Annotated in this window: 20 protein-coding genes; 5 read left to right on the forward strand and 15 right to left on the reverse strand. The window is 70.6% G+C overall.

From position 1 onward, the window contains the following. Nucleotides 1-65: 65 nt before the first annotated feature. The 3 genes from OG410_RS32350 to OG410_RS32360 are packed head-to-tail and all read right to left on the reverse strand — an operon-like array spanning nucleotide 66 to nucleotide 3,748. Complete coding sequence (locus OG410_RS32350; protein ID WP_329302337.1) at nucleotides 66-917, reverse strand: hypothetical protein; 852 nt, start codon at nucleotides 915-917, stop codon at nucleotides 66-68. After that, entirely contained in the window at nucleotides 917-2,179 is a 1,263-nt protein-coding gene (locus OG410_RS32355) for a VWA domain-containing protein (protein WP_329302338.1), read from the reverse strand. Before OG410_RS32355 ends, OG410_RS32350 begins: the two co-directional genes overlap by 1 nt. A gap of 57 nt (nucleotides 2,180-2,236) precedes the next feature. Beyond that, nucleotides 2,237-3,748 (reverse strand): IucA/IucC family protein, encoded by a 1,512-nt coding sequence (locus tag OG410_RS32360; protein WP_329302339.1) that lies wholly within the window; start codon nucleotides 3,746-3,748, stop codon nucleotides 2,237-2,239. 94 nt (nucleotides 3,749-3,842) lie between these two features. Here OG410_RS32360 and OG410_RS32365 point away from each other — a divergent pair, with 94 nt between their 5' ends. Further along, complete coding sequence (locus OG410_RS32365; protein WP_443063821.1) at nucleotides 3,843-5,372, forward strand: IucA/IucC family protein; 1,530 nt, start codon at nucleotides 3,843-3,845, stop codon at nucleotides 5,370-5,372. A 142-nt stretch (nucleotides 5,373-5,514) separates the two neighbouring features. Here OG410_RS32365 and OG410_RS32370 read toward each other — a convergent pair whose 3' ends face one another. The 4 genes from OG410_RS32370 to OG410_RS32385 all read right to left on the reverse strand — a co-directional run bounded on the left by OG410_RS32370 (nucleotide 5,515) and on the right by OG410_RS32385 (nucleotide 9,298). Then, nucleotides 5,515-6,486, reverse strand: coding sequence for an aldo/keto reductase (locus OG410_RS32370; RefSeq protein ID WP_329302340.1), 972 nt, complete (start codon nucleotides 6,484-6,486; stop codon nucleotides 5,515-5,517). Between the two features lie 48 nt (nucleotides 6,487-6,534). Next, a complete protein-coding gene (locus OG410_RS32375) occupies nucleotides 6,535-7,395 on the reverse strand; it encodes an SDR family oxidoreductase (protein ID WP_329302341.1) in 861 nt (286 codons plus the stop codon). Between the two features lie 61 nt (nucleotides 7,396-7,456). Further along, nucleotides 7,457-8,512 (reverse strand): ParB N-terminal domain-containing protein, encoded by a 1,056-nt coding sequence (locus OG410_RS32380; RefSeq protein ID WP_329302342.1) that lies wholly within the window; start codon nucleotides 8,510-8,512, stop codon nucleotides 7,457-7,459. A 420-nt stretch (nucleotides 8,513-8,932) separates the two neighbouring features. Continuing rightward, complete coding sequence (locus OG410_RS32385; protein ID WP_329302343.1) at nucleotides 8,933-9,298, reverse strand: YybH family protein; 366 nt, start codon at nucleotides 9,296-9,298, stop codon at nucleotides 8,933-8,935. Nucleotides 9,299-9,399: 101 nt separating this feature from the next. Between OG410_RS32385 and OG410_RS32390 the strand changes: the two genes are divergently transcribed. Continuing rightward, a complete protein-coding gene (locus OG410_RS32390) occupies nucleotides 9,400-10,320 on the forward strand; it encodes a LysR family transcriptional regulator (protein ID WP_329302344.1) in 921 nt (306 codons plus the stop codon). A gap of 79 nt (nucleotides 10,321-10,399) precedes the next feature. On the opposite strand, the gene OG410_RS32395 is transcribed toward OG410_RS32390, so the two are convergent. From OG410_RS32395 to OG410_RS32430, 8 genes are all read right to left on the reverse strand, one after another. Continuing rightward, the gene (locus tag OG410_RS32395) at nucleotides 10,400-11,965 is read right to left on the reverse strand and encodes an MFS transporter (RefSeq protein ID WP_329302345.1); all 1,566 of its coding nucleotides are present in this window, start codon (nucleotides 11,963-11,965) and stop codon (nucleotides 10,400-10,402) included. Nucleotides 11,966-12,011: 46 nt separating this feature from the next. Further along, complete coding sequence (locus tag OG410_RS32400) at nucleotides 12,012-13,424, reverse strand: FAD-binding oxidoreductase (protein WP_329302346.1); 1,413 nt, start codon at nucleotides 13,422-13,424, stop codon at nucleotides 12,012-12,014. A gap of 142 nt (nucleotides 13,425-13,566) precedes the next feature. Beyond that, nucleotides 13,567-14,226, reverse strand: coding sequence for a 4'-phosphopantetheinyl transferase superfamily protein (locus OG410_RS32405; RefSeq protein WP_329302347.1), 660 nt, complete (start codon nucleotides 14,224-14,226; stop codon nucleotides 13,567-13,569). Beyond that, complete coding sequence (locus OG410_RS32410; protein WP_329302348.1) at nucleotides 14,219-15,070, reverse strand: alpha/beta fold hydrolase; 852 nt, start codon at nucleotides 15,068-15,070, stop codon at nucleotides 14,219-14,221. Before OG410_RS32410 ends, OG410_RS32405 begins: the two co-directional genes overlap by 8 nt. Before the next feature lie 94 nt (nucleotides 15,071-15,164). Continuing rightward, entirely contained in the window at nucleotides 15,165-16,004 is an 840-nt protein-coding gene (locus tag OG410_RS32415) for a hypothetical protein (protein WP_329302349.1), read from the reverse strand. After that, nucleotides 16,004-16,249, reverse strand: a complete 246-nt coding sequence (locus OG410_RS32420; RefSeq protein ID WP_329302350.1) for an acyl carrier protein — start codon at nucleotides 16,247-16,249, stop codon at nucleotides 16,004-16,006. Before OG410_RS32420 ends, OG410_RS32415 begins: the two co-directional genes overlap by 1 nt. Continuing rightward, nucleotides 16,246-17,124 carry a diiron oxygenase gene (locus OG410_RS32425; protein WP_329302351.1) on the reverse strand — a complete coding sequence of 293 codons (879 nt, stop codon included), beginning with the start codon at nucleotides 17,122-17,124 and terminating at the stop codon, nucleotides 16,246-16,248. The genes OG410_RS32420 and OG410_RS32425 overlap by 4 nt, the downstream gene beginning before the upstream one ends. Before the next feature lie 31 nt (nucleotides 17,125-17,155). Continuing rightward, a complete protein-coding gene (locus OG410_RS32430) occupies nucleotides 17,156-17,854 on the reverse strand; it encodes a class I SAM-dependent methyltransferase (protein WP_329302352.1) in 699 nt (232 codons plus the stop codon). Between the two features lie 521 nt (nucleotides 17,855-18,375). Here OG410_RS32430 and OG410_RS32435 point away from each other — a divergent pair. The 3 genes from OG410_RS32435 (at nucleotide 18,376) to OG410_RS32445 (ending at nucleotide 21,497) form a co-directional block, all read left to right on the forward strand. Continuing rightward, nucleotides 18,376-19,527 carry an acyl-CoA dehydrogenase family protein gene (locus OG410_RS32435; protein WP_329302353.1) on the forward strand — a complete coding sequence of 384 codons (1,152 nt, stop codon included), beginning with the start codon at nucleotides 18,376-18,378 and terminating at the stop codon, nucleotides 19,525-19,527. Nucleotides 19,528-19,823: 296 nt separating this feature from the next. Further along, entirely contained in the window at nucleotides 19,824-20,285 is a 462-nt protein-coding gene (locus tag OG410_RS32440; protein ID WP_329302354.1) for a PhzA/PhzB family protein, read from the forward strand. Nucleotides 20,286-20,330: 45 nt separating this feature from the next. Next, nucleotides 20,331-21,497, forward strand: coding sequence for a 3-deoxy-7-phosphoheptulonate synthase (locus OG410_RS32445; protein ID WP_329302355.1), 1,167 nt, complete (start codon nucleotides 20,331-20,333; stop codon nucleotides 21,495-21,497). Nucleotides 21,498-21,536 lie beyond the last annotated feature (39 nt).

Raw genomic sequence — 21,536 nt, forward strand, 5'->3', positions numbered from 1 at the left:
CAGACGAGAGGCCCGCGCCGCTCCCCGTCAGGGAGCGGCGCGGGCCTCGGTCGACGGCCTGCGGGTCAGGCGCCCGGCGGAATCCGCGAGGGCCGCCCGCGGCCCTGCGTCAGCGAGTACCCCCAGATACCGGCGAGAGCCGCGAGGACGCCGCCGATCGCGGTCCACACCCAGCGGTCGGACCACCAGTCCGAGCCGTCGGGCCGGAGCGAGGACAGCACCGCCGTCCTGGAGCCGGAAGCGTCGTCGGAACCGTCCTCCTCGGGATTCTCCGCCGCCGTGATGGCGATGCCCGGGACCAACGGCTCGGCGAGCGAGCCGTCGACCGCCGCCGAACCGCCGATGTCCTTGGAGTCCACCTGGAGTTGCGCGCTCATCGGCAGACCCAGATCGGCCGCGCCGAGACCGGTGGCGGTGAGCCGGACGTAATAGGTGCCCGGCAGCGGGTCGTTGGCCCAGGTCTCCGACCAGGCGCGCACCGTGCGCAGGGTGCAGGACAGCTCCACGGAGGACGCGTCCGCCCCCGCCGTCCGGGTCTGCGCCCCGTACTGGCAGGCCTGACGGCGCCGCAGTCCGTCGTACACGTCGATCTGCCAGGTCTCGGCGCCTGCGCGCCTGGACGCCTCGGGCAGCTTCACCGTCGCCTTCACGGTGGGGCGCTGCCCCGCGTCCGCCGCGAACTGCCAGTACAGGTAGTCACCGGCGGAGGCGCCGGCCGTGGCCTGCACGCCCTGCTCGATCTCGGTCGCCGTACGGAAGGACGTACCGGCCTCGGTGGGCGCGGAGTCGTCACCCGAAGGGCTCGCGGACGGCGTGGAGTCGGCGAGGGCCGGGGAGGCGGCCGCGCCGAGCAGCGCGGGCGCCGCGGCGACCCCCGCGAGGAGGGCGGCGGTGCTCAGTACACGTCGGATACGCATCAGTTGGTCCTCCAGACCGAGAACCGCCAGCGAGAGATCCAGCCCCACAGCAGACCCGCGAGGAAGCCGGTCAGCACCAGGGCGCCGAGCAGCCACCAGCCGCGTCCGAGGCCGAAGGAGGCCACGTCACTCGCCTGGTCGGGGCCGTCGACGACGTCGACCGTCAGTTCCAGCGGCAGACCGGGCGTGGTCTTCACGCCGGACGTGGCCGAGAAGGAGTTGGACACCTGCAGGCACACGACCTCTGCGGGCGCGTCCTCGTCGTCGCTCTCCGCCTTCGGGTAGCGCAGGCCGGTCGAGACGACGTCCGTGCGGCCGTTCCCGGCCGACTCGCCGCGCACGATCTCCCGGCCGTGCACGGTGACGGCGCGCAGCAGCACCCCGTAGTCGCGGTTGACCTGACGGTCGGCCGCGATGCTCACCGAGGCACGCAGCTCCTTGCCCGGCGCGACCTCCACGCGGTACCAGCGGTGCTGCGCGAACTCCTCGCGGTCGGTGTAGAGACCCGACTTGACGGCGGGCGCCCCGGTGCACGAGTCGGCACCCTGCACGGCCACCGGCTTCACCACCGGATCGGCGGCGCGGTCCACCAGCTGGTTGACGCGGTCGCTGAGCTGCTCCTTGTGCTCCACCGAGGTGTACGTGCCCCCGGTGGCCTCGGCGATGCAGCTCAGCTGCCTGCTCACCTTGACGTTGGGGACCAGCCCCAGGGTGTCGATCGTCAGGCCGATGCCCTTGGCGGCGATCTCGCGGGCCACCTGGCACGGGTCGAGCGGCTGGCAGGTGTCCTCGCCGTCGCTGATCAGCACGATGCGACGGGTGCCCTCACCGCCGTCGAGGTCGTCGGCCGCCTTGAGCAGGGCGGGTCCTATCGGGGTCCAGCCGGTCGGGCTGAGGGTCGCGACGGCGGTCTTGGCCTCGGTGCGGTCCAGCGTCCCCACCGGGTAGAGCTGGGCCGTGTCCTTGCAGCCGGTCTTGCGGTCGTCCCCGGGGTAGTTGGCGCCGAGGGTGCGGATGCCGAGTAGTACCTCCTGCGGCGTAGCGTCGAGCACTTCGTTGAACGCCTGCTTCGCCGCGGACATCCGCGACTCGCCGTCGATGTCCCGGGCCCGCATCGAACCGCTGACGTCCAGCAGGAGTTCGACCTTGGGCGCGGTCGCCGTCGTTTCGTCGGCGACCGCTCCGGCCGGGTGGGCGATCCCGGCGGCCAGGGCGGCGAGCAGAGCGAAGGCGCCCGCCGCCAGCCGTTGTCTTGTGATCATCGGCGGATCCTATTGATCAAAGGTGCCGCTCGTAAAAACGAGAGGTGTCCCGCGACATCACATACCGGCTCCGGCGAGTGGCCGGGGAAGCCGTGTCCACAGGTCACCGGGGGTCTCGGGGGAGAGCCGCATCAAAGTGAGCGCTTTGGCGGGGAGCGGCTCACCGAGGAGCGCGGGAAGGTCCGCGGTGCGCGGGAGATCCGCCGCGACGCTGTCAAGTGCCTCGCGGAGCGCGGCCGTCGAACCCGCCGTCGCGCCCAGGGCACCGCCGACGAGGGAACCGAAGAGCTTGCGGCGCAGAGCGGTCTCGTCGTCCGTCACGATGCGCCCGGACAGCCGCGGGGCCGGGACGCCGTGCCGGGCCAGCCGGGCCGGGCTCACCCGGATGTCGGCCAGGTCGCGGTAGACGAGCCGGACGGGGGAGCCCGCGCGGTCGAGGATCACGAGCAGGTTCTGGCCGTGCGCCTCCAGCGCCACCCCCGACTCCAGCAGCCGCAGCCCCGTGGTGAGGACGAGACGGGTGAACTCGGCCAGCCAGGAGGCCTTTTCGGGCAGCGAGGTCAGCGGAAGGGCGGCTACCGGCACGCACCTCTCGCCCGCGTCCGCGTAGCCGTCCGGGGACTCCCGCACCACCGCCGCGAGATCGGGGAACCCGGCGGAGGCCGCGCCGAGGGTACGGGTGATGTGCAGCGGAACGTCCAGGACCGCCAGCATCCCCTCCATGAACGCCGAGACCGTCTCCGCCGTTTCCACCGAGTACACCGAGATGTCCCGCACCGACGAGGTCAGCCGGGCACTCAGCGCGGTCTTCACATGCGGCCCGTCCGGCACCGCGAGGGTCCTCAGCGACATCAACGGGTGAGCGGCGAAGCCCTCCTGGACCGGGGCGTCCAGCACATGAGCGGTCTGCCAGGGATGCACCGGGATCAGCACCCGCTCCCCGTCCCGCAGCCACTTCGGCCACTCGCCCGTGACGAGACAGCCGTCCACCGCCACCAGGCCCAACTCCACCGACGGCCGGTGCTCCGGCCCGTACGCGAGCTGTTCGGCCACCGAGAACCCGGGCCGCGCACGGCAGTTGGGGTGATACGGGTGCCCGTCGACGATCCGCTGTTCCCACACCCAGCTCGCCTCGGGCTCTTCGGAAGTGCCCCAGGACGCCGCCCGGTCCGCCCGCGACAGGGCCATGGAGGCGACGCTGTGCGCGAGTTCGGCCGCGAAGGCGGGACCGTGCGGTACGCCGAGGGCGTCGACGAGCAGCTCCGGACGGTCGTACGTCCGCCCGGCGAGCCGCACTTCGGTCACATAGGCGGAGGTCGCGTACGGGTCGGCGTGCGGCCCGCGCAGCCGCCGGCCGTCCGTCAGGCTCAGCGTGAGACCCTCACGGTCCGTGTCACGGCGGGCGATCCAGGGCAGCGGCTCGTACGCCAGCGCGCGCCACAGCCGGGTCAGCACGGCCGCCCGGGCACCGGGCAGAGCCTCCGCGTACGGCGCCGACAGCCCGGGACGTACGACGCTCAGCTCCTCGGCGAACGCGGTCTCGGTGTCGGGCGTGGAGGGATGGGGCACAGGCGGGCTCCTTGGGTACGGGGACTGTGTCGTGATCACCCGCCGCGGCGGACATACTTGATCACCAGTGCACCGCATGAATCGAATGGACCGGATGGATCGCGTGGACTACAAGCCGACCGTGTTCCCCCAGTTCACCGCGGGCGACATGGACGAGGCCGCCGACGCGTACGCCGCCGCGCCGTTGCTCAATTGTCTCCTTCGCGAGCTGGCGGAACCCACACCGGAACCGGGCGTCCACCGGCTCCGCGCCGATGGCCGGATGCTGCGCGTGCGGGGGACGCGGCGCCCCGTCGAGCCCGAGGTGTACACCGGGAGAGCCTGGCACCGGCTCACCCACCGGGAACTGGTCGCCTTCGCCGCCGAGGAACTGCGCCGGTCCACCGGAGCGGCCAACTCCGAGCTGCCCGCGGAGATGACCGACAGCCGGGACGTGGTCGCCGCCCTCCTGCGCGCCCGCGCCGGGGCGACGCCCCCCGAGGACCCGTATCTGCGTTCCGAACAGTCCCTGATCACGGGGCACCCGTACCACCCGGCGCCCAAGACCCGTGGTGGCGGCCCGGTCACCGGCTGGCTGCCCTACGCGCCCGAGGCGTACACCCGCTTCCCGCTGGAACTGCTCGCCGTGCGGGAGGACATGGTCGTCGAGGAGGGCGACACGAGGGCCCTCGACACCCTGGGCAGGGCCCCCGCCGGATACCGGCTGCTGCCCGCCCACCCCTGGCAGTCGACCCTGACCGGCGCCGGCCGGGAGATCCGGGACGCCTTCGCGGACGGCCGGCTCCTGCGCCTCGGACCCACCGCCCGCCCGTTCTGGCCGACGGCCGCGGTCCGTACCCTGTACGCCCCCGAGGGCGACCTGTTCGTCAAGTTCAGCCTCGACGTCCGCATCACCAACGACATCCGCCGGCTGTGGAAGCACGACCTGCTCAAGATGCGTGCCACCGACGCGGCGACCGCCGCCGCCTTCGCGGCGCAGCCGGGGCCCGCCGCCTGGCTGAGCGACCGCGGCTACCGCACCGCCGACTTCGCCTTCGAGGAACTCGCCGTCCTGGTCCGCGACGGACTGCGCGACCACCTCGTCCCCGGCGCGACGCCGCTGCTCGCCGCCGCCCTGGTGGAGGGGTTCGACGGCGACCCGCTCGACCGGCTGACCGAGCCCTCGGCCTGGTGGGCCGCCTACCTCCGCCAGGTGGTGCCCCCGGTGCTGGAGGCGTTCGCCCGCCACGGAGTCGTCGTCGAGGCCCACCTGCAGAACACCCTGGTCGCCGTGGACGCCGCCGGCACGCCCGTCCAGGCACTGTTCCGGGACGCCGAGGGAGTGAAACTGCTGCCGGGGGTGACCCGCGCGGCCGGCTGGGAACGGCTCGTGTACTGCCTGATCGTCAACCACCTCGCCGAGCTGGCCGCCCTGCTCGCCGAGCGGTTCCCGGGCACGGACCCCTGGCCCGCCGTACGACGCGAACTCCAGCGCTGCGGCGCGGACCACGACCTCCCCGAGATCGCGGCCCTGCTCTCCTCACCCACCGTCCCGGGCAAGACCAACCTGCTGCTCCGCTGGACCCGGGCGGACGGCGCCGACGCCCGCTATGTGCCCCTGCCGAACCCGCTGGCCGAGGCCTGACTCCCGAATCGAGCAGTCCCGCGAGGTCCGGGAAGTCCAGGGTCGACCCCTTCGTCCACGGGATCCGACGGCACAGCCGCGGCCGACCGGCCATGGCCGTGCCGGCCGACATCGTCCGCTCGATCGCGCCGGCTGTCCCGGGTCACCAGGCGTAGGCTTCCGGCGCCGGCCGGTGCCCGGGGAAGATCTGGTCGAGTCGGTCCAGCGCCTTCGGCTCAAGCCGCACGTCCAGCGCCGCGACCGCGCTGTGCAGGTGATCCAGTGTTCGGGGGCCGACGACGGGCGCGGTGACCGCGGGCTGCGCCAGCAGCCAGGCGAGTGCCACATGCCCCGGCTCGTGGCCCAGCTCGGCGGCGAAGTCCTCGTACTCCTGGATTTGTTCGCGCCGGGTCGCCAGTGCGGCGGCGGCCCGGGCGGCCGTCCGCCGGATGCCGCTGCGCTCCTGGCGCAGCACGCCGCCGAGCAGTCCGCTGTGCAGTGGGGACCACGGCAGCAGCCCGACGCCGTAGTGCAGGGCGGCCGGGGCCACCTCCAGCTCGACCGTGCGTTCCAGCAGGTTGTAGACGGACTGTTCGCTGACCGGGCCGAGGAGACCGCGGGCGCCGGCCGACTCCTGCGCCGCCGCCAGGTGCCAGCCGGCGAAGTTGCTGGAGCCGACGTAGGTGATCTTCCCTTGGGTGACCAGGACTTCCATGGCCTGCCAGATCTCCTCCCAGCGGACCGACCGGTCCACGTGGTGCATCTGATACAGGTCGATGTGGTCGGTGCGCAGCCGCCGCAGGCTGGCCTCCACGGCGCGGCGGATGTGCAGCGCCGACAGCCCACCCTCGTTGGGTCCGTCGCCCGTCTTCGAGTAGACCTTGGTGGCGAGTACGACGCGCTCGCGGCGTCCGCCGCCCTGCGCCAGCCAGTTGCCGATGATGGTCTCCGTCCGGCCGGGCTGTTCCGGCCAGCCGTACAGATCCGCCGTGTCGACGACGTTGACGCCCAGGTCGAGAGCGGTGTCGAGGATGCGGTGGGCCTCCGCCTCCTCGGTGTGCACCCCGAAATTCATGGTGCCGAGGACGAGCCGGGAGACCTTGAGGCCGGTGCGGCCGAGCTGGGTGTACTCCATGGTGAGCCCTTCTGGAAGTCGGCCGTACCGGGGCGGAGGACGTACGGATCACACAACCGCGAAGTCGGCGGTGTGGTCGGCCGCCCACCGGGTGAAGCTACGGGCGGGCCGTCCGGTCAGCTCCGTGACGGCCGGCAGCACCGGCAGCGCGGTGGAGGGATCCCTCGCCGTCTCGGACCACTCGCGCAGCAAGTCGCCGGCGATGCCAGGACGCAGGAACCGTTCCGCGTCCGACCGCCACTGCTCGGCCGGTATCCGCTCCACCCGGAGCGAGCGCCCGATGGCCTCCCCGATCGCCGCGACCTGCTCGGCCTGGGAGACGAGCGCGGGACCGGTGATCGTGTGGCGGGCGCCGTGCCGACCGTCGCCGAGGAGGGCTGCCACCACCGAGGCCGCGATGTCCGCCTCGTGGATCACGGGGCAGACCGCGTCCGGATACGGCAGCCGGACGACGCCCTCGTCACGGATGGAAGCGGCCCACCACAGGGCGTTGGTCGCGAACGGCGCCGGCCGCAGCACCGTCCACTCGGGGACGCCGCTGCCGGCCAGCGCGTCCTCGGCGGCCCGGTAACGCGGCAGGACCCAGGACCCGAGGTCGCGCTCGGTGAGTCCGGCGGCCCATGCGCCGGTGAACAGGACGACGCGGCGCACTCCCGCTTTCCGGGCCGCCTCCGCGAACGGGCCGATGGCGGGCAGAACCGGGAAGAGGAATGCCTTTTCGACACGGCTGAGTGTCGCGGAAAGACCTTCAGGTAAGGTCAGGTCCCCCTGGATTACCGTCAGTCCGGGCTGCGGCTCGACTTTCTGCGGGTAGCGGGTGAGTATGAGGACATCTTTTTCGGCGGCAAGCAGTTCGCGCACAATGTGCCGGCCTATTTTACCGGTCGCCCCGGTCACCAGAATTGACATGGGGAAAGCTTAGAGAAACAGCCACTTTAGGGAAAGCGTGTTGTCTTTTCGGACCGTTCCGTCAGGCAACGGTGTCCACCGTCCTTCTGTCCCCGGCGTCGTCGACGGTGCGGGCCCGCTCCTCCAACTGTGCCGCCGCCTGCCGCCAGGCGGCGGCGAACTCACGGGCGGCGGCGGCCACCTGTCCCACCCAGTGCGGCGGGATCTGGTCCACCAGCTCGCCCCACCGGTTGCTTGCCACCGCGTTGGTGTCCAGTAACCGCAGCAGGAAGCGGCCGTGATCGGTGAGGCGGACCGAGGGGTCCCGCTTCAGTGTGACGAGCGTCTTGGCCATGGCGATCGAGGCGAGGCTGTCGGCCTCGTCGGCGGACGGGTCCTCGGCCGCGCCGGCCTGGCTGCCGCGACGGGCGGGCAGCAACGGGCTGGTGCCGTTCTGTATTCGCTCACGAACATCACGGGCGGTGGCCAGGGAGAGGCCGCTCTCCCTGGCCACCGCCCGCAGGCTGGCGTCGGGGTGGGCCAGTACGTACTCGCCCGCGAGTTTGCGCCGCTCCGCGGTGTCCACGACCCGAGTCTTGCCGTCCAGACCGATGCGGACGTTCAACCGAAGAAGCGCATCACCCGAACGCCTGCGGATGGAGCCGACCGTCTTGGGCGACAGCCCCGCGGCGGTGGCGATCATCCGGTCCGACCACTCGGGATGGGATCGCATGATGCGCAGCGCGGCGGCGTTGCGGTCGGAACGGCTCAGCGGCAGACCGTGGTTGGCGTTGCGGCTGACGGCCAGCAGGAAGGCCTCGGCCGCGTCGCCGTCGAAGTACTGGACGTCGATGTGCGTCCGGCCCTTGAGCCGGGCGGCCCGCAGCCGGTGGACGCCGTCGATGACCCGCGAGGTGGCGCGGTGGACGATGATCGGCGGAAGGGGTGAGACGCATTGGGCGAGTTGCTGGACATGCTCCTCGTTCTCACCGGCCAGGCGCGGTGAGTCGTCGGTCACCAGCGCGTCGAGAGCGACCCGAACAACGGGGATCGTGTCTGCCTGGGCGTTCCAGAGTTCGGCCGAATCGCATGTTGCGGATGTTGGGGACGGAAGCCTCCTGGTTTCGGGCAGAGCCATTCTCATTCTCCTTTTTCAACGATCCGTTGTACTGGGGTGAACAGATATGAGATGGACACGCGGGCCGGAGGGCGGTACCGCGGGGACGACCGCGCGGTACCGTCCGATCCGACTGGGTGTATGGGTGCCGCTCAGCCGCTCAGGCCGGGAGCGTGGTTGCACCGACAGCGCGAGGGCATGGGAAACCGGGCCGCCCGCGAGGCATGCCGCGGTGAGATCGCCGCGAGGAACGGGCGTGCCGGGAATGGATTGGGCCGGGCATCCGGCCACAACGCATGACCACTTCGTGTGCGTGCCATGTAGGTCAGCCCCCCGTTGGCTTAGAACCTGCTGGGCAGAATATCCGCCCCGATCGGTGCGTCAACAACCGATAACGGGCCAGATGGGCTCGGTGGATCTGTGCGACACGGTCGAGGGCCGTCAGCTGGTGGGCGGACGGAACTCCGGCTGGTCGATGATGCGCAGCCAGCTGCCGTCGGGCTGTCGGCGGACCACCTGGGCGCGAGCGCCCGAACCGTCCTTCGGTGGTGTGGCGGTCAGGGCGATGTCGCCGCAGACGAGAGTCGGAAGCGGCTCCTCCGCCTCGAAGTGGGGCGCGTGGGTGAGCACCTTCTCCCACAGCTCGCGAATGGCCTCCCGGCCCACTGTGGTGCTGCCGGCCGGGTAGGCCATCACCGCCCCCTCCTCGTACAGTGCGGCGAGGCCGGTGGCGTCACCGGCGTTGGCGCGTTCCACGAAGAGGCGGGTGAGATCCTCCGGCTTCAGGGCCTTCTCGTTCTCGGGCACGACGTTCCTTTCCTGGGACCGAATTCCGGCCTGCCAATGTTCTAACGTTGGCTCATATCAAGTCCAATCAATCATCCCGATCGCCTCTATAATCAGAGGTTATGGAGCTCAGGCAGCTAAAATATTTCCTGGCCGTGGCAGAGGAATCCAACTTCACCCGGGCCGCCGAGCGCGTGCATGTCAGCCAGCCAGGGATCAGTGCTCAGATCCGCCAGTTGGAGAACAGCCTGGGCACGACCCTCATCGACCGGTCCGGCCGCAGCGCGGGACTCACCGCGGTGGGAGAGGTGGCCTTCCACCACGCACGCGCGGTGCTGGCCGCCGTGGAGGCGCTCCGGCACGCCGTGGACGAGATGAACGGACTGGTGCGCGGTCGGCTGGTCGTCGGCATGGTGACAGCGTGTACGGTCACGCCGCTGTTCGAAGCGTTGGCGAGCTTCCATCTGGCCCACCCCGGGGTCGAGATCAGCCTCGTCGAGGACGATTCCGCCAAGCTGGTCGACTACGTCCGTGAGGGAACCGTCGACCTCGCGCTGATCGGCGCGGCCGGCCGGGCGCCGGAGGACCTGGACGGACAGCAGGTGATCAGCGAGGCGATCGTCGCCGCGGTGCCGCCCGGGCATCCGCTGGCCTCGGAGGACGGCGTGACCCTCGCCGAACTGAGCGCCTACCCCGTCATCTGCCTGCCCAAGGGCACCGGCATCCGGGCCGTGCTGGACCAGGCGTCGGCCGCACGAGGCCTGACGCCCACCGTGGCCCTGCAGGCCAGCGCGCCGGGCGCGGTGGTCCATCTCGCCGAGCGCGGACTGGGCGTGGCGGTTCTGTCCGAATCCATGCTTGCCCAGCACCCGCAGTTGCGGACCGTGCCCATCACCGACGCCGACATCGCCGCGGTGCTGGCCCTGGTCTCCGCGCCCACCAAGAGCCCGGCGCTGCGCGAACTGCTCGTGCACTGCCAGGATTCCTTCGGGGCTCCGGCGGACAAGGGCCTGGTCTCGGCCGGCAAGACCGCCGCCGACTGAAACCGCTTCGCCGTCGCGCGTATGCCGTCGGCGCCGACCGGAGTCGGCGCCGACGGCATACGTCGTTGAGGAGTCGGGGTCAGCGCTCCGCGGCCACCGTCGCGGGGCTGTCCGCGTCCGGCGCGGGGGCCTTCGGAGCCTGCGCGGCCTGGAAGTCGGCAGCCCGGATCAGCACCAGGGACAGCAGGCCGCCCAGCAGCGCGAGTCCGGCCGAGATGGTGAGCAGGGTGTTCAGACCGTCGACGTAGCCGTCGACGGCGAGCCGCTTCACGGTCTCCCGCTGTGCCTCGGGCACCAGTGCCACGGCCTGGTCGGTCTCGCCTCCCCGTACCAGGGCGGCGAGCTGGTCGCTGCGCTCGCCCACCCCCGGGACACCCGCCAGACCGTCGCGGAGACGGTCGCTGATGATCACGGCGAAGGTGGAACCGAGGACCGCGACACCGGTGCTCACGCCGAGTTGCCGGAAGGTGCCGCTGACACCCGAGGCCATCCCGGAGCGGGAGAAGTCGACGACGCCCACCGCGGTGGAGGCGAGCGGCGGGTTCACCAGACCGGCGCCGACACCGCCCAGCACCAGGCCGGGGATGAAGTGCTCCCAGCCGGTGTTCTCGTCGACCCCGCCCATCAGCAGCAGGGCCGCGCCGACCATGAGCAGCCCGACGCCGATCAGGAAGCGGGCCGGGATCTTCGCGCTGACGCGGCCGGCCACCAGTGAGGCCACCAGCATCGACAGTGAGGCGGCCAGCAGTCGTACACCGGTCTCCAGGGACGAGTACTGGAGCACTTCCTGGAAGTAGATGGCCAGGAAGAGGAACATCGCGAACAGCGAGCCGTTCATGGAGAACGCCGCGATGGACCCGCCGACGAAGGTCGGGATGCGGAACAGCTTCAGGTCGAACATCGGCTGCTCGACCCGTGATTCGACCACGAGGAAGGCCAGTAGCAGCACGGCGCCGACGATCAGGAACGTCAGCGCGCGTGAATCGCTCCAGCCGTCCTCACCGGCGAGGATCAGCCCGTAGACGAGGGTGGCCAGGCCCGCGGTGAGCAGGACGAAGCCGGGCCAGTCCAGCCGGCGGGCGAACGGCGACTTGGCCTCGTCCACCCGCAGCGAGATGATCAGGGCGACCAGGATGCCGACCGGCACGTTGATCAGGAAGATCCCCCGCCAGCTGATGCCGCTGGAGATGAGACCGCCGGCCACCGGGCCGATCGCGGAGGCGAGACCGGTGACCATGCCCCAGACTCCGAACGCCATGCCGCGTTCCTTGCCCTCGAAGCCGCCCGCGAGCAGTGCCAGGCCGGTCGCGAACATCACCGAGCCGCCGACGCCCTGGAGGACCCGGGCGAGGACCAGCATCAGCGGCGACTGCGCCATGCCGCACAGCAGCGACGCGAGCGTGAAGAGGACGACGCCGATCGAGTAGAGCCGCTTGCGGCCGAACCGGTCCGCGATCGTCCCGCTCGTCAGCAGCAGGGCCGCCAGCGCCAGCGCGTAACCGTCGATCACCCACTGGAGGTCGGCGAAGCTGGCCTCCAGGTCTTTCTGGATGTCGGGCATCACGACGTAGACGATGGTGGTGTCGAGCAGGAGCATGAACGTCCCGCCACACACCCCCAGCAGCGTCCACCATTTCTTATGCATCTGGGTTCCTTCTGATTGTCGAGCGGATCGGTCGGGGAGCGCGGTGCTACCGAGGGGCGTCGGCCGGCGGGATGTTGTGGTTGTGCCGCAGCAGGTTCGCTGGGTCCCACACCGCCTTCAGCCGCTGCAGCCGCCGGTAGTCGTCGGGGGAGTAGGCCATGGCCACCTGGTCGGGGGTGGCGTGGGCGCCGTAGAGGAAGTTGAGGGACCGTCCGGTGGTGAGCGGCGCCAGGGTGTCGGTCAGTCGGGTGTGGGCGGTCTGGACGGTGTCGGCCGTTTCCGGCGTGACCCGGTTGAGCACCGCGAGCAGGTAGGCGGCGTTCCGGTTGCCGACGCTGTTCGCCGGCTCGGGCGCGCGGCCCATGGCACCGCCGAGTTGGCGCACCTCCACGATGCTGGTGACCGGTGCGTCGGGCCCGGTCAGGGACAGCACCCGGCGCACAGCGTCCGCGTCCAGCCCGCTGAGCATCGCGTTGGTGCCGCTGTACCCGGCGGGTGGGACCGGGTCGTTGTGGATGGTGCCGGACTCGGTGTACGGCAGGATCCGCACGGTGTCGGCCAGTCGTGGGCCGAGGGCGCGCAGCGGTGCGACCAGGCGCTCGCCCTCGCCTGCCTCGCCGAGGAAGGCGATGCGCACGTGGACCACGTACCGGCCTCGCAGCGGCGGGGGAAGCGACGGCAGATCGGGCAGCGGGACCAGCGCGAGCGAGGAGGTCATCTCCTCGGGGACACCGGTGGTCCAGTCCAGCCAGGCGTTCATGACCTCCTCGGCCAGGGAGCCGTCGAAGTACAGAGCGCCGCCGTACAGCCGTTCCACGGGTACCAGGCCGACGTCCATGCCGGTGACGATGCCGAAGTTGTCCCGGCCGCCGCGCAGCGCCCAGAAGAGCTCGGGTTCGTGGTCCGCGTCGATCTCCCGCAGCCGGCCGTCCACGGTGACGGCACTGATCTGCCGGACATGGTCGGCGGCGTACCCGAACCGGCGGGCCAGCAGGCCCAGGCCGCCCCCAAGGGTGTAGGCCACCGCGCCGACGTGCGGCGCACTGCCGCTGAGCGGCGCCAGCCCGTGCCGGGCGGCGGCGGTCACCACCTGCTGCCAGGTCACTCCCGCGCCCACCCGGGCGGTACGGGAGGCCGGGTCGATCCGCACCTCGTTCATCCGACGGGTGCTGATCAGCACGCCCGTCCGGGCGGGTAGGGCCGGACTGTGCCCGGTCGCCTGCACACCGACCGGCAGGCCGTGCGCGGCGGCGAACTCCACCGCGAGCCGTACGTCCTCGTCGTCGACGGCGCCGACCACCAGGGCCGGGGCATGTGGCCGGAAGGTCTGGTAGCGGACGCGTTCCTCGTCGTAGCCGTCGTCGCCCGCAGCCAGGACCGGGCCGCGTACGCTCCCGGCGAGTTTGCTCGTCGCCGCCTGGTCGCCCCACGGGGCGTCGGTCCGGGGGTGAGGAGTCACGCTGTGGGTTCCTTTCGTCGGACGGATGGCGGCGCCGTCGAGGACGGGGGTGGCATCGACGGCGCCGCCATCCGCTGTTCATGGTCGTGAGCGCTGAGCCAGAAGTCCAAGACCTAGTTTTTTGGTGCTGCCTAACTTTTGGTTATGGCGCGACGTCGCTGCGGGTATCCGCCGAGGTCCGAGGGCACCAGGGGCCGGACGACCCGCCGACGCCGACCGCCACCGCGAAGGCGTAGGCCGGGGTGACGACGTCGTGTACCACTGCGTACCGACCCCCCGCCCGGGCCCACAGGCCGTCGCCGTACGACCGGAGCCGGACGCGCCAGAAGAGACCGCCGTGCGCCTCGTGGCAGTCCGTCAGCGCCTTGAACGCGGCCTCCTTCGCGGCGAACAGACGCCGCAGCTGCTCCCGGCCGCCGTCCGGCCACAGCAGTTCCCGCTCGGTGTCGTCGAGGAGGAACCGGTGCAGGCGCCGCTCGGGCAGCCGGAACTCCAGATCGACGCCGACCGCCCGCGCGCCCGGCGCGACGACGGCCACGGCCAGACCATGGGCGTGGGTGACGGAACCCGGGTAGCCGTCGGGGAAGACCGGGGCGCCGCTGCGGCGGCGGCCGACCACGGTCGTCGCGCTGCCCGCGCGCCGGAGCACCGTCCCGGCCGCGGCACGGCCGGCCCGATGCTGCGCGGCGGTGCTGTCCGCGGGGGTGACCGGGACGCTCTCCAGCAGGACCCGCTGGGGACGCCCGGGGCCCCCGAGCAGCCATTCGCTCGGGGGCCCCGTGGCCGTCGGCCGCTCAGTCACCCGGCCCGGCCACCCGTTCGATGAACTTCACGACCTCCCGCTGGAACCACTCGGGCTCCTCGAGGAACGCCAGGTGGCCGCCGCGCGGCACGGTGACGGTCGTGGTGTCCGGGAAGAGCCTGGACATGTCCTCCACCGCGCTGGTGCTCAGCGAGAAGTCGTCGCCGCCCACGAAGAGCAACGTGGGCTGCTTCACCCGGGTCATGATGTCCGGATCCAGCGGCGCCTTCACCGACACCGCCAGACCGGCCCGCAGCGACTCCACGGTGTGGATGCCGAGGAAGTTCTGCTTACGGCCCATGAACCCGATCGGCCCGGCCGCCTCCACCGCCTCGTCGCCGGAGACCAGGGGGTACAACTGGTCGTAGAGAACGCCCAGTCCGTTGGTGTCGAGGGTCTTCAGCCAGGCTTTGGTGATCCTGCGCAGGCGCTGCGGCCCGTGCGGGCTCATCGCCGGTCCGGCCAGCACCAGCCCGTGGACCCGCTCGGGGTACGCCACGGCGAAGTCCCGGCAGACCAGGGTGGAGAACGAGGTGCCCACGAGCACCGCCTTCTCCAGGCCCAGGTGGTCGAAGAGGGCCTTCAGGTCGGTGATGTGGTCCTCCCACACCGGCTCGCCCACCTGGGGACCGGAGTCGCCCTGGCCGCGCAGGTCGTAGGAGGTCAGCCGCGCGGTCGAGGCCAGGCTCGCGGTGTACGACCGCCATGACTTGCGGTCCATGAAGAAGTTGTTGACAAGGACCACGTCGGGGCCGGATCCGCGTCGTTCGTAGGTGAGCGACACCTCGTCGTTCACCCGGACCATGCCGGTCTCGATGGCGTCGTCCACGGTCGTGTTGGTCATCGGTTCACCTCGGGCGGGAGCAGTCGGACGAAAGGGCGGCCCGATGGCCGGGCCGGACGGGCCGCGTTCCGCTGGGGTGCCGCGGCCGGGCGGCTCAGGCTGAATCCAGCAACGCCTCGGCGGCCGCTCGGGCGTCACCGAACCGTGTGGTCAGGGCGTGCACCCACCGTTCGAGGCCGAAAGCGCAGCAGCTGGTGGAGGCCGGCCGGCCGTCGGGCAGCGCGATGGCGCAGCGCTCCCCGAAGAAGTTCCGGTGGTAGTTGACGGAGCCGATGGCCAGCCCGTCGACGACGAACTCCTCCTTCACCGGGAACAGCCGCTGCATGGTGGCGCGCGACCCGGTGCGGTCGAAGAACGGGTCGGTGGCGACCTGCGTCTCCATCTTCAGCCCCAACACGTCGGCCAGCCCCAGCACCACCCCCTTGAACCGCTCCAGGTGGTCCGTGGCGCCCTCCGGCGTCCCGATGAAGACGATCTCGCGCATGGAGAATCCGAGCAGCCGGCGCAGGCCCTCGTAGTGCGTCTCGTTGCGAAAACAGGTGGCCGCCGTCGTGACCCGGTGCTCCTCCGCGGGAAGCGTCCGGCCCCGCAGGTCGAAGTAGACCGAGTAACACGCCGCCGAAGGCAGTGCGAGACCAGTGTCGTTCAGGACCGACGCGGGCAGCTCCCGCAGTGGCTCCTCGGCGCCGGCCCGCAGCTCCGCCAGCCGGCCCGGGTCGGCCGAGGCGGCGGCCAGACCCAGGTGCGGGAAGTTCTCGTAGTAGTCGATGTCCTCCAGATCGCCCGCCTGTATCAGGAACGGGTAGCGGCGTTCCTGGGCCTCCGCCTTCTGCGCCCAGGACAGCACCAGGGAATCGAACGCCCGCAGGAGACGGAGCTCGTCGGGTCCCAGGACACCGAGACCGGTGTCCGTCGTGCCTGTGGCGCCGGCCATCAGGTCGCCGCTCCGGCCAGGAACCGCTTCTCGATGGAGCGCAGCGTGCGGAAGTCGTCCACGTCGATCTCCTCGGGGTCGATGACCTCGCCGCTCAGCTCCTCCAGCAGGTAGAGGAACTCGACGAACGCCAGCGAGTCCACCGCGCGGCGGTCGATCAGGTCGTCGTCCAGGCCCAGCTCGCCCACCTCGGGGTTGCGCTGGTGGATGAAGTCGAGAATCTTCGAGATCTTGTCGTCGCTCATGCGGGGGTCCCCTGAACCTGAAGGCCGTTACGGGCGAGGAACTTTCGGGTGCGGTTGAGGATGCGGTCGTGCGCGGCGTGCCGTGCCGGGTGTTCCAGCAGCCGGCGCCGGAGCTCCAGCGGATCGGGCAGACCGGCGTCGCGGTAGACGGCGGGGTTGTACAGACTGCGGACGCTGTACTCGAGGTAGGACTCCAGGTATTTGGCGAGCACCGGGATGTCCTGCGGCCGGGTCTCCCTGACCTGCTCCAGGAGCTTGCCGAACAGGTGGCGGCCGAAGGCGACATGCCTGCTCTCGTCCTGATGGTGGACCCGGTTGATCTCTCGTGCGATCTCGGGGAGGGCCTGGTCCGTGGCCATGAGGGCGTTGAAGTGGTCGACGAGCTCCTCGAATATCAGGATGCGGGCGAAGATGACCAGCTCGGTCGCGGCGTCGCCCACCCCTTCGATCCGGTTCATGCCGACCTGCGGCACCGGCGGGTACACCTTCCCGCCGTACTTCAGGCAGAAGGTCCCGAAGAACCACATGTGCTCGTTCTCCTCGCCGATGAAGTGGTGCAGGAACTCCGACGCATCGGCGTAGGTCTTGGTGTGGATGCGCAGCACGACCTCGCTGAGGAGTTCGCGGATGCCATGTACGTTGAGGCTGAAGAAGTTCACCGCCTCGTGCCGCGTCAGCGCGAGCTGCTGTTCACGCGTCAGCGCGTCCCACTCCTCGGTCCCGGCCAGGGTGACGAGTTCCTCGCTCATCCACGGAAGGTCCTTCTCAAGGGTCTCCGGCCAGTCGAAGATCGTGTAGGGGTTGTAGTAGTCCGACTCCGCCATCGCTTCGAGCCGGTCCAGATCCAGCTTCACGGGCTTGACGGTGGTAGCCATGGGTAGACCTCTTTCTGCCGATTTGTGCTCGTCAGATCCGCTCGGCCAGGATGGACCAGACCGGAAGCTGGGTCCGCCCCTGGTCGTCGATCTCCACCTGTGTGCCGGTCTTCGCCAGGAAGCCCAGGGTCACCTCGGCCACGCCCCAGTAGGTGGTCCGGCGCAGCTCGGTGACCGACCACCCGGCCTCCTCCAGCACCTGACGGACCGTCTCCTCCGGCACGGACAGAGGCTCGGGCATACCGCCGGGGACCGCGGCGAAGCACAGCATGTCGAGCCACGCTCCGGGCCGGCCGGCCCGGTGGAGCGCGGCGGCGTACCGGCGACGGCCGTCCGCGTCCAGGGTGTGGAACAGCGCGCTGTCCAGGATCGTGTCGAACCGGTCCTCGAACCCGGCCAGGCTGGTGGCATCGGCGACGGCGAACTCGATGTCCGCGCCGCCGGCCCGCTCGGTGGCCTGCTCGATCGCCGCCGAGGCGGCGTCGACGGCCGTGACCCGATATCCGTGCGAGGCCAGGAAAATGGAATTGTCACCCAAGCCGCACCCGGCGTCCAGTACGTCGCCGCGTATTCGTCCGCGCCGCTCGAATTCAATCACACCCGGCTGCGCCTCGCCGATGTCCCAGGGTGCCCTGGTGATACCTGCGTCTCCCAGGAGTTCACCTCCGAGATAGACGGCGTTGAAGTCGGCGGTGGCGAAATCATAGGTCTCTTCCGTGTTTTCTTTCATGCGCGTCTCCCGGGGTGGAGGGGCCTTCTTCAGGCGCTGCCGAACCAAAGGGATTACCATACGGCGGTCCTGTGTGTAAGGCGCGGACCGAGCGGCGCCTTGGGTCATGATTGAGTATGGAGCGGTCGGCTCTGATCGTTGCCGGGCGGTTTGCGGAAGCGCTTGTAAGTGATCCGAGCAGCGGTGTTCAACTGAGGGAAATCCTCAGTCGCCCGGGGCGTACGCTATGCGATCAGCCGCTTCCGGTCGGGGCGTGCGGCACGGGATGTGCAATTCCCCTGTTTCGCCGGGTGAATGGCGCCCGCTTCCGGGAAGTGGAATGTCGAATTTCGTATCTGCGGCGCGTTCTTCCGGGTGGTCGCCCAGATGTCGTCCACGTAGGATGCCGTGGCGGAAGGGGTAAACGGCTGTCCGAAGCCGGAAGGCTCATCCCCGTCGGGGTGTCCGTGTCCAGGGAATCTGGAAAGGAAATGCCATTGCGCGGCTCAGGGAACTACTCCGAAATTTCGAATGCCGAGCTCGTGGGCAGGGCTGCCGAACTCCGGGAAGAACTCTGGAAGAACGCGGCTGATTCCGACCACGCACGCCGGCTGCCCGACGATCTCGTCGCCCGTGTCACCGCGGCCGGCCTGATCAGGCTCCTGACCCCCCGGCAACTGGGCGGCCACGAGACCCCGGTCCGTACCCTGCTGGAGGTCTGCGTCGAGCTGGGCCGCGGCTGCTGTTCGACCTCCTGGGTCACCGGTGTGCTGAACGTCGGGAACTTCGTGGTCTCGCTCTACCCCGACCGCACCCGCGAGGAGGTGTGGGCCGGTCACCCCGACGCCCGCACCGCACTCATCCTGGGTGCCCCTGTACGGACCGTGGAGAAGGCGGACGGCGGTGTCCGGGTCAGCGGTGAGTGGCCGTACGCGTCGGGGTCGACGCACGCCGACTGGATCGGCGGCCTCGTCCTCGCGGACACCGGCACCGGCCCCCAGCCGCACATGGCGCTGATGCCGGCCGCCGACGTGCGTATCCGGGACACCTGGCACTTCGTTGGCATGCGTGCCACCGGCAGCAACACCGTCGTCGCCGAGGACGTCTTCGTACCCGCCCACCGCCTCCTGCCGTACGGGCCGCTCCTTACGGGTCACACGGACGGGCTGGTCCCGGCGGACCGCCCCTATCGCTCCAGCCTGACCGGCGTGTTCATGGTCGGTCTGATCGGCTCGATGATCGGCGGCGCGAGCGCGGCCCTGCAGTACGCGCTGGAGCATGCGCCGACCCGCCGGGTGGCCGGCTCCACCTACGCCAGCCAGGCGGACTCGCCCGCCGCCCAGCTGGGTCTGGCCGAGGCGGCCACCCAACTCGACACCGCGGTGCTGCACGCCCGGCGGCTGGCCGACTCGGTGGACGACCACGCGAAGGCGGGCGAGAATCCGTCCCTGGACGTGCGGGCCCGGGCCCGGATGGACGCCACCCATGCCGTCCAGCGATGTCGCGTCGTCGTCGAGGAGATCGTCTCGGTGTACGGTTCCTCCGCCTTCGACGAAGCCAACCCCCTGCAACGGATCTGGCGCGACGTCGGCGTCGGCAGCCGCCACGCGGGATTCGGCATGGGCGTTCCCCAGCAGGCCTACGGCGCCGCGCTGGTCGGCAGGAACCCCCGCGAGCTGACCATGATGCTCTAGTGCCGCGACAGGCAACGTTCGCCCCGTCGCGACTCCCGGCACGCTCCCCCAAGCTCTCGGCTTCGCTCGAGCAGGGGGACCCCCATGGCGCCGCTCCTTGACGGGCAAACATTGCCTGCCGCGGCACCAGCACCGTACGGACCGGCCGGCCCGGTGCACCGCGAACCGCCCGACGCGGACCCGAGCCCGGCGTTCGCCCCTTCCGCGCCGCGTACCTCTTTCCCAGCGCCACCGAGCGGCCCACGCATGTCGCCGCACAGCAGCCGCACTCCCCCTCACGGAAAGCGAGAGAGCGCATGTCCGACGAGAACGAGGTCCGCGACCAAAACCGTGCCATCGTCGCCCAGTACATGAACACCCGAGGCCAGGACCGCCTGGAGCGGCATCTCCTCTTCACCGAGGACGGCACCGGCGGTCTGTGGACGACCGAGACCGGCGAGCCGATCGTCATCAACGGCCGGGACCGGCTCGGCGAGCACGCCGTCTGGTCGCTCAAGTGCTTCCCGGACTGGGTATGGACCAATGTCGAGATCTTCGACACCCAGGACCCCGACCGCTTCTGGGTGGAGTGCGACGGAGAAGGTCGGATCCTCTTCCCCGGATACGAGCCCGGCATCTACCGCAACCACTTCCTGCACTCCTTCCTGTTCGAGAACGGAAAGATCAAGCAGCAGCGTGAATTCATGAACCCGTGCCAGCAGTTCAGAGCCCTCGGCATCGAGGTTCCCTCGGTCCGCCGGGACGGCATTCCCACCTGACGCCCGCTGTCCGACATTCGATTTTCCATGCCGCAGGGGGAGACTGTGCGCACCACCGTTCATGACATTCACGCGAGCCCAGCCCTTCAACAACCTGAGTGGGACGACCCGGCCCGGGTACGGGGGGTCCGCGATGCCCTCTCCGGTGAACCGCCGCTGGTCACCGCCGAAGGGGCCGTGCGGCTGCGGCGGCTGCTCGCCGAGGTGGCGGCCGGCCGCGCCCACCTGGTGCAGGCAGGCGACTGTGCCGAGGACCCGGCCGAGTCCACCCCACACCATGTGCGGCGCAAGGCCGAGCTGCTGGACCGGCTCGCCGACACCGCGCGGGCTGTCGTCGGCAAACCGGTCCTGCGGATCGGCCGGATCGCCGGGCAGTTCGCGAAGCCCCGGTCCAAGCCCGTGGAAGAGGTCGACGGCGTGACCGTGCAGGTCTTTCGCGGCCATATGGTCAACGCCCCCGAACCCGGCAACCGGCGCCCCGACCCGGAGCGCATCCTCAACTGCTACCGGGCGGCCGGCGACATCGTCCGGGAACTCCGCCTGCTCAACGAGGGCCGCCCGGACGCCGAACAGGTGTGGACCAGCCACGAGGCACTACTCCTCGACTACGAGGTCCCGATGCTGCGGCCGGCGGGCCCGGACGGAATGTTTCTCGGCTCGACCCACCTCCCGTGGGCCGGGGAGCGGACCCGCCACCCGGACGGCGCGCACGTGCGGATGCTGTCCGCCGTCGTCAACCCGGTCGCCTGCAAGGTCGGTTCCGGCACCACCACCGAGGACATCCGCACGCTGGCCGACCGGCTCGACCCGGACCGGCAGCCGGGGCGGCTGGTACTGGTCGCCCGGATGGGCAACGGGTTCGTCTCCAGCCGACTGCCCCCGCTGGTGGAGGCGGTCCGCGCCGCCGGACACCCGGTGGTGTGGCTCTGCGACCCGATGCACGGAAACACCGTCACCGGCCCGGACGGACACAAGACCCGGCTGCTGGACGCGATGACAGGTGAGATCCAGGACTTCAACGAGGTGATGGCGAAGGCGGACGGCGTGAACGGCGGCCTGCACCTCGAGAGCACCCCCGACGACGTCACCGAGTGCGCCGCCGACGCGTCCGAGCTGGGCTCCGTCGGCGACCGGAACACCACCTTCTGCGACCCCCGGCTCAACCCGGGGCAGAGCGTCGAACTCGTCTCCGTGTGGGCCCGCACCCTCTGAGCCCCCACCGGCCACCAGGTCCGCCGCCTCCCGCGACGA

This window comes from Streptomyces sp. NBC_00659 (assembly GCF_036226925.1).
Taxonomy (GTDB): Bacteria; Actinomycetota; Actinomycetes; order Streptomycetales; family Streptomycetaceae; genus Streptomyces.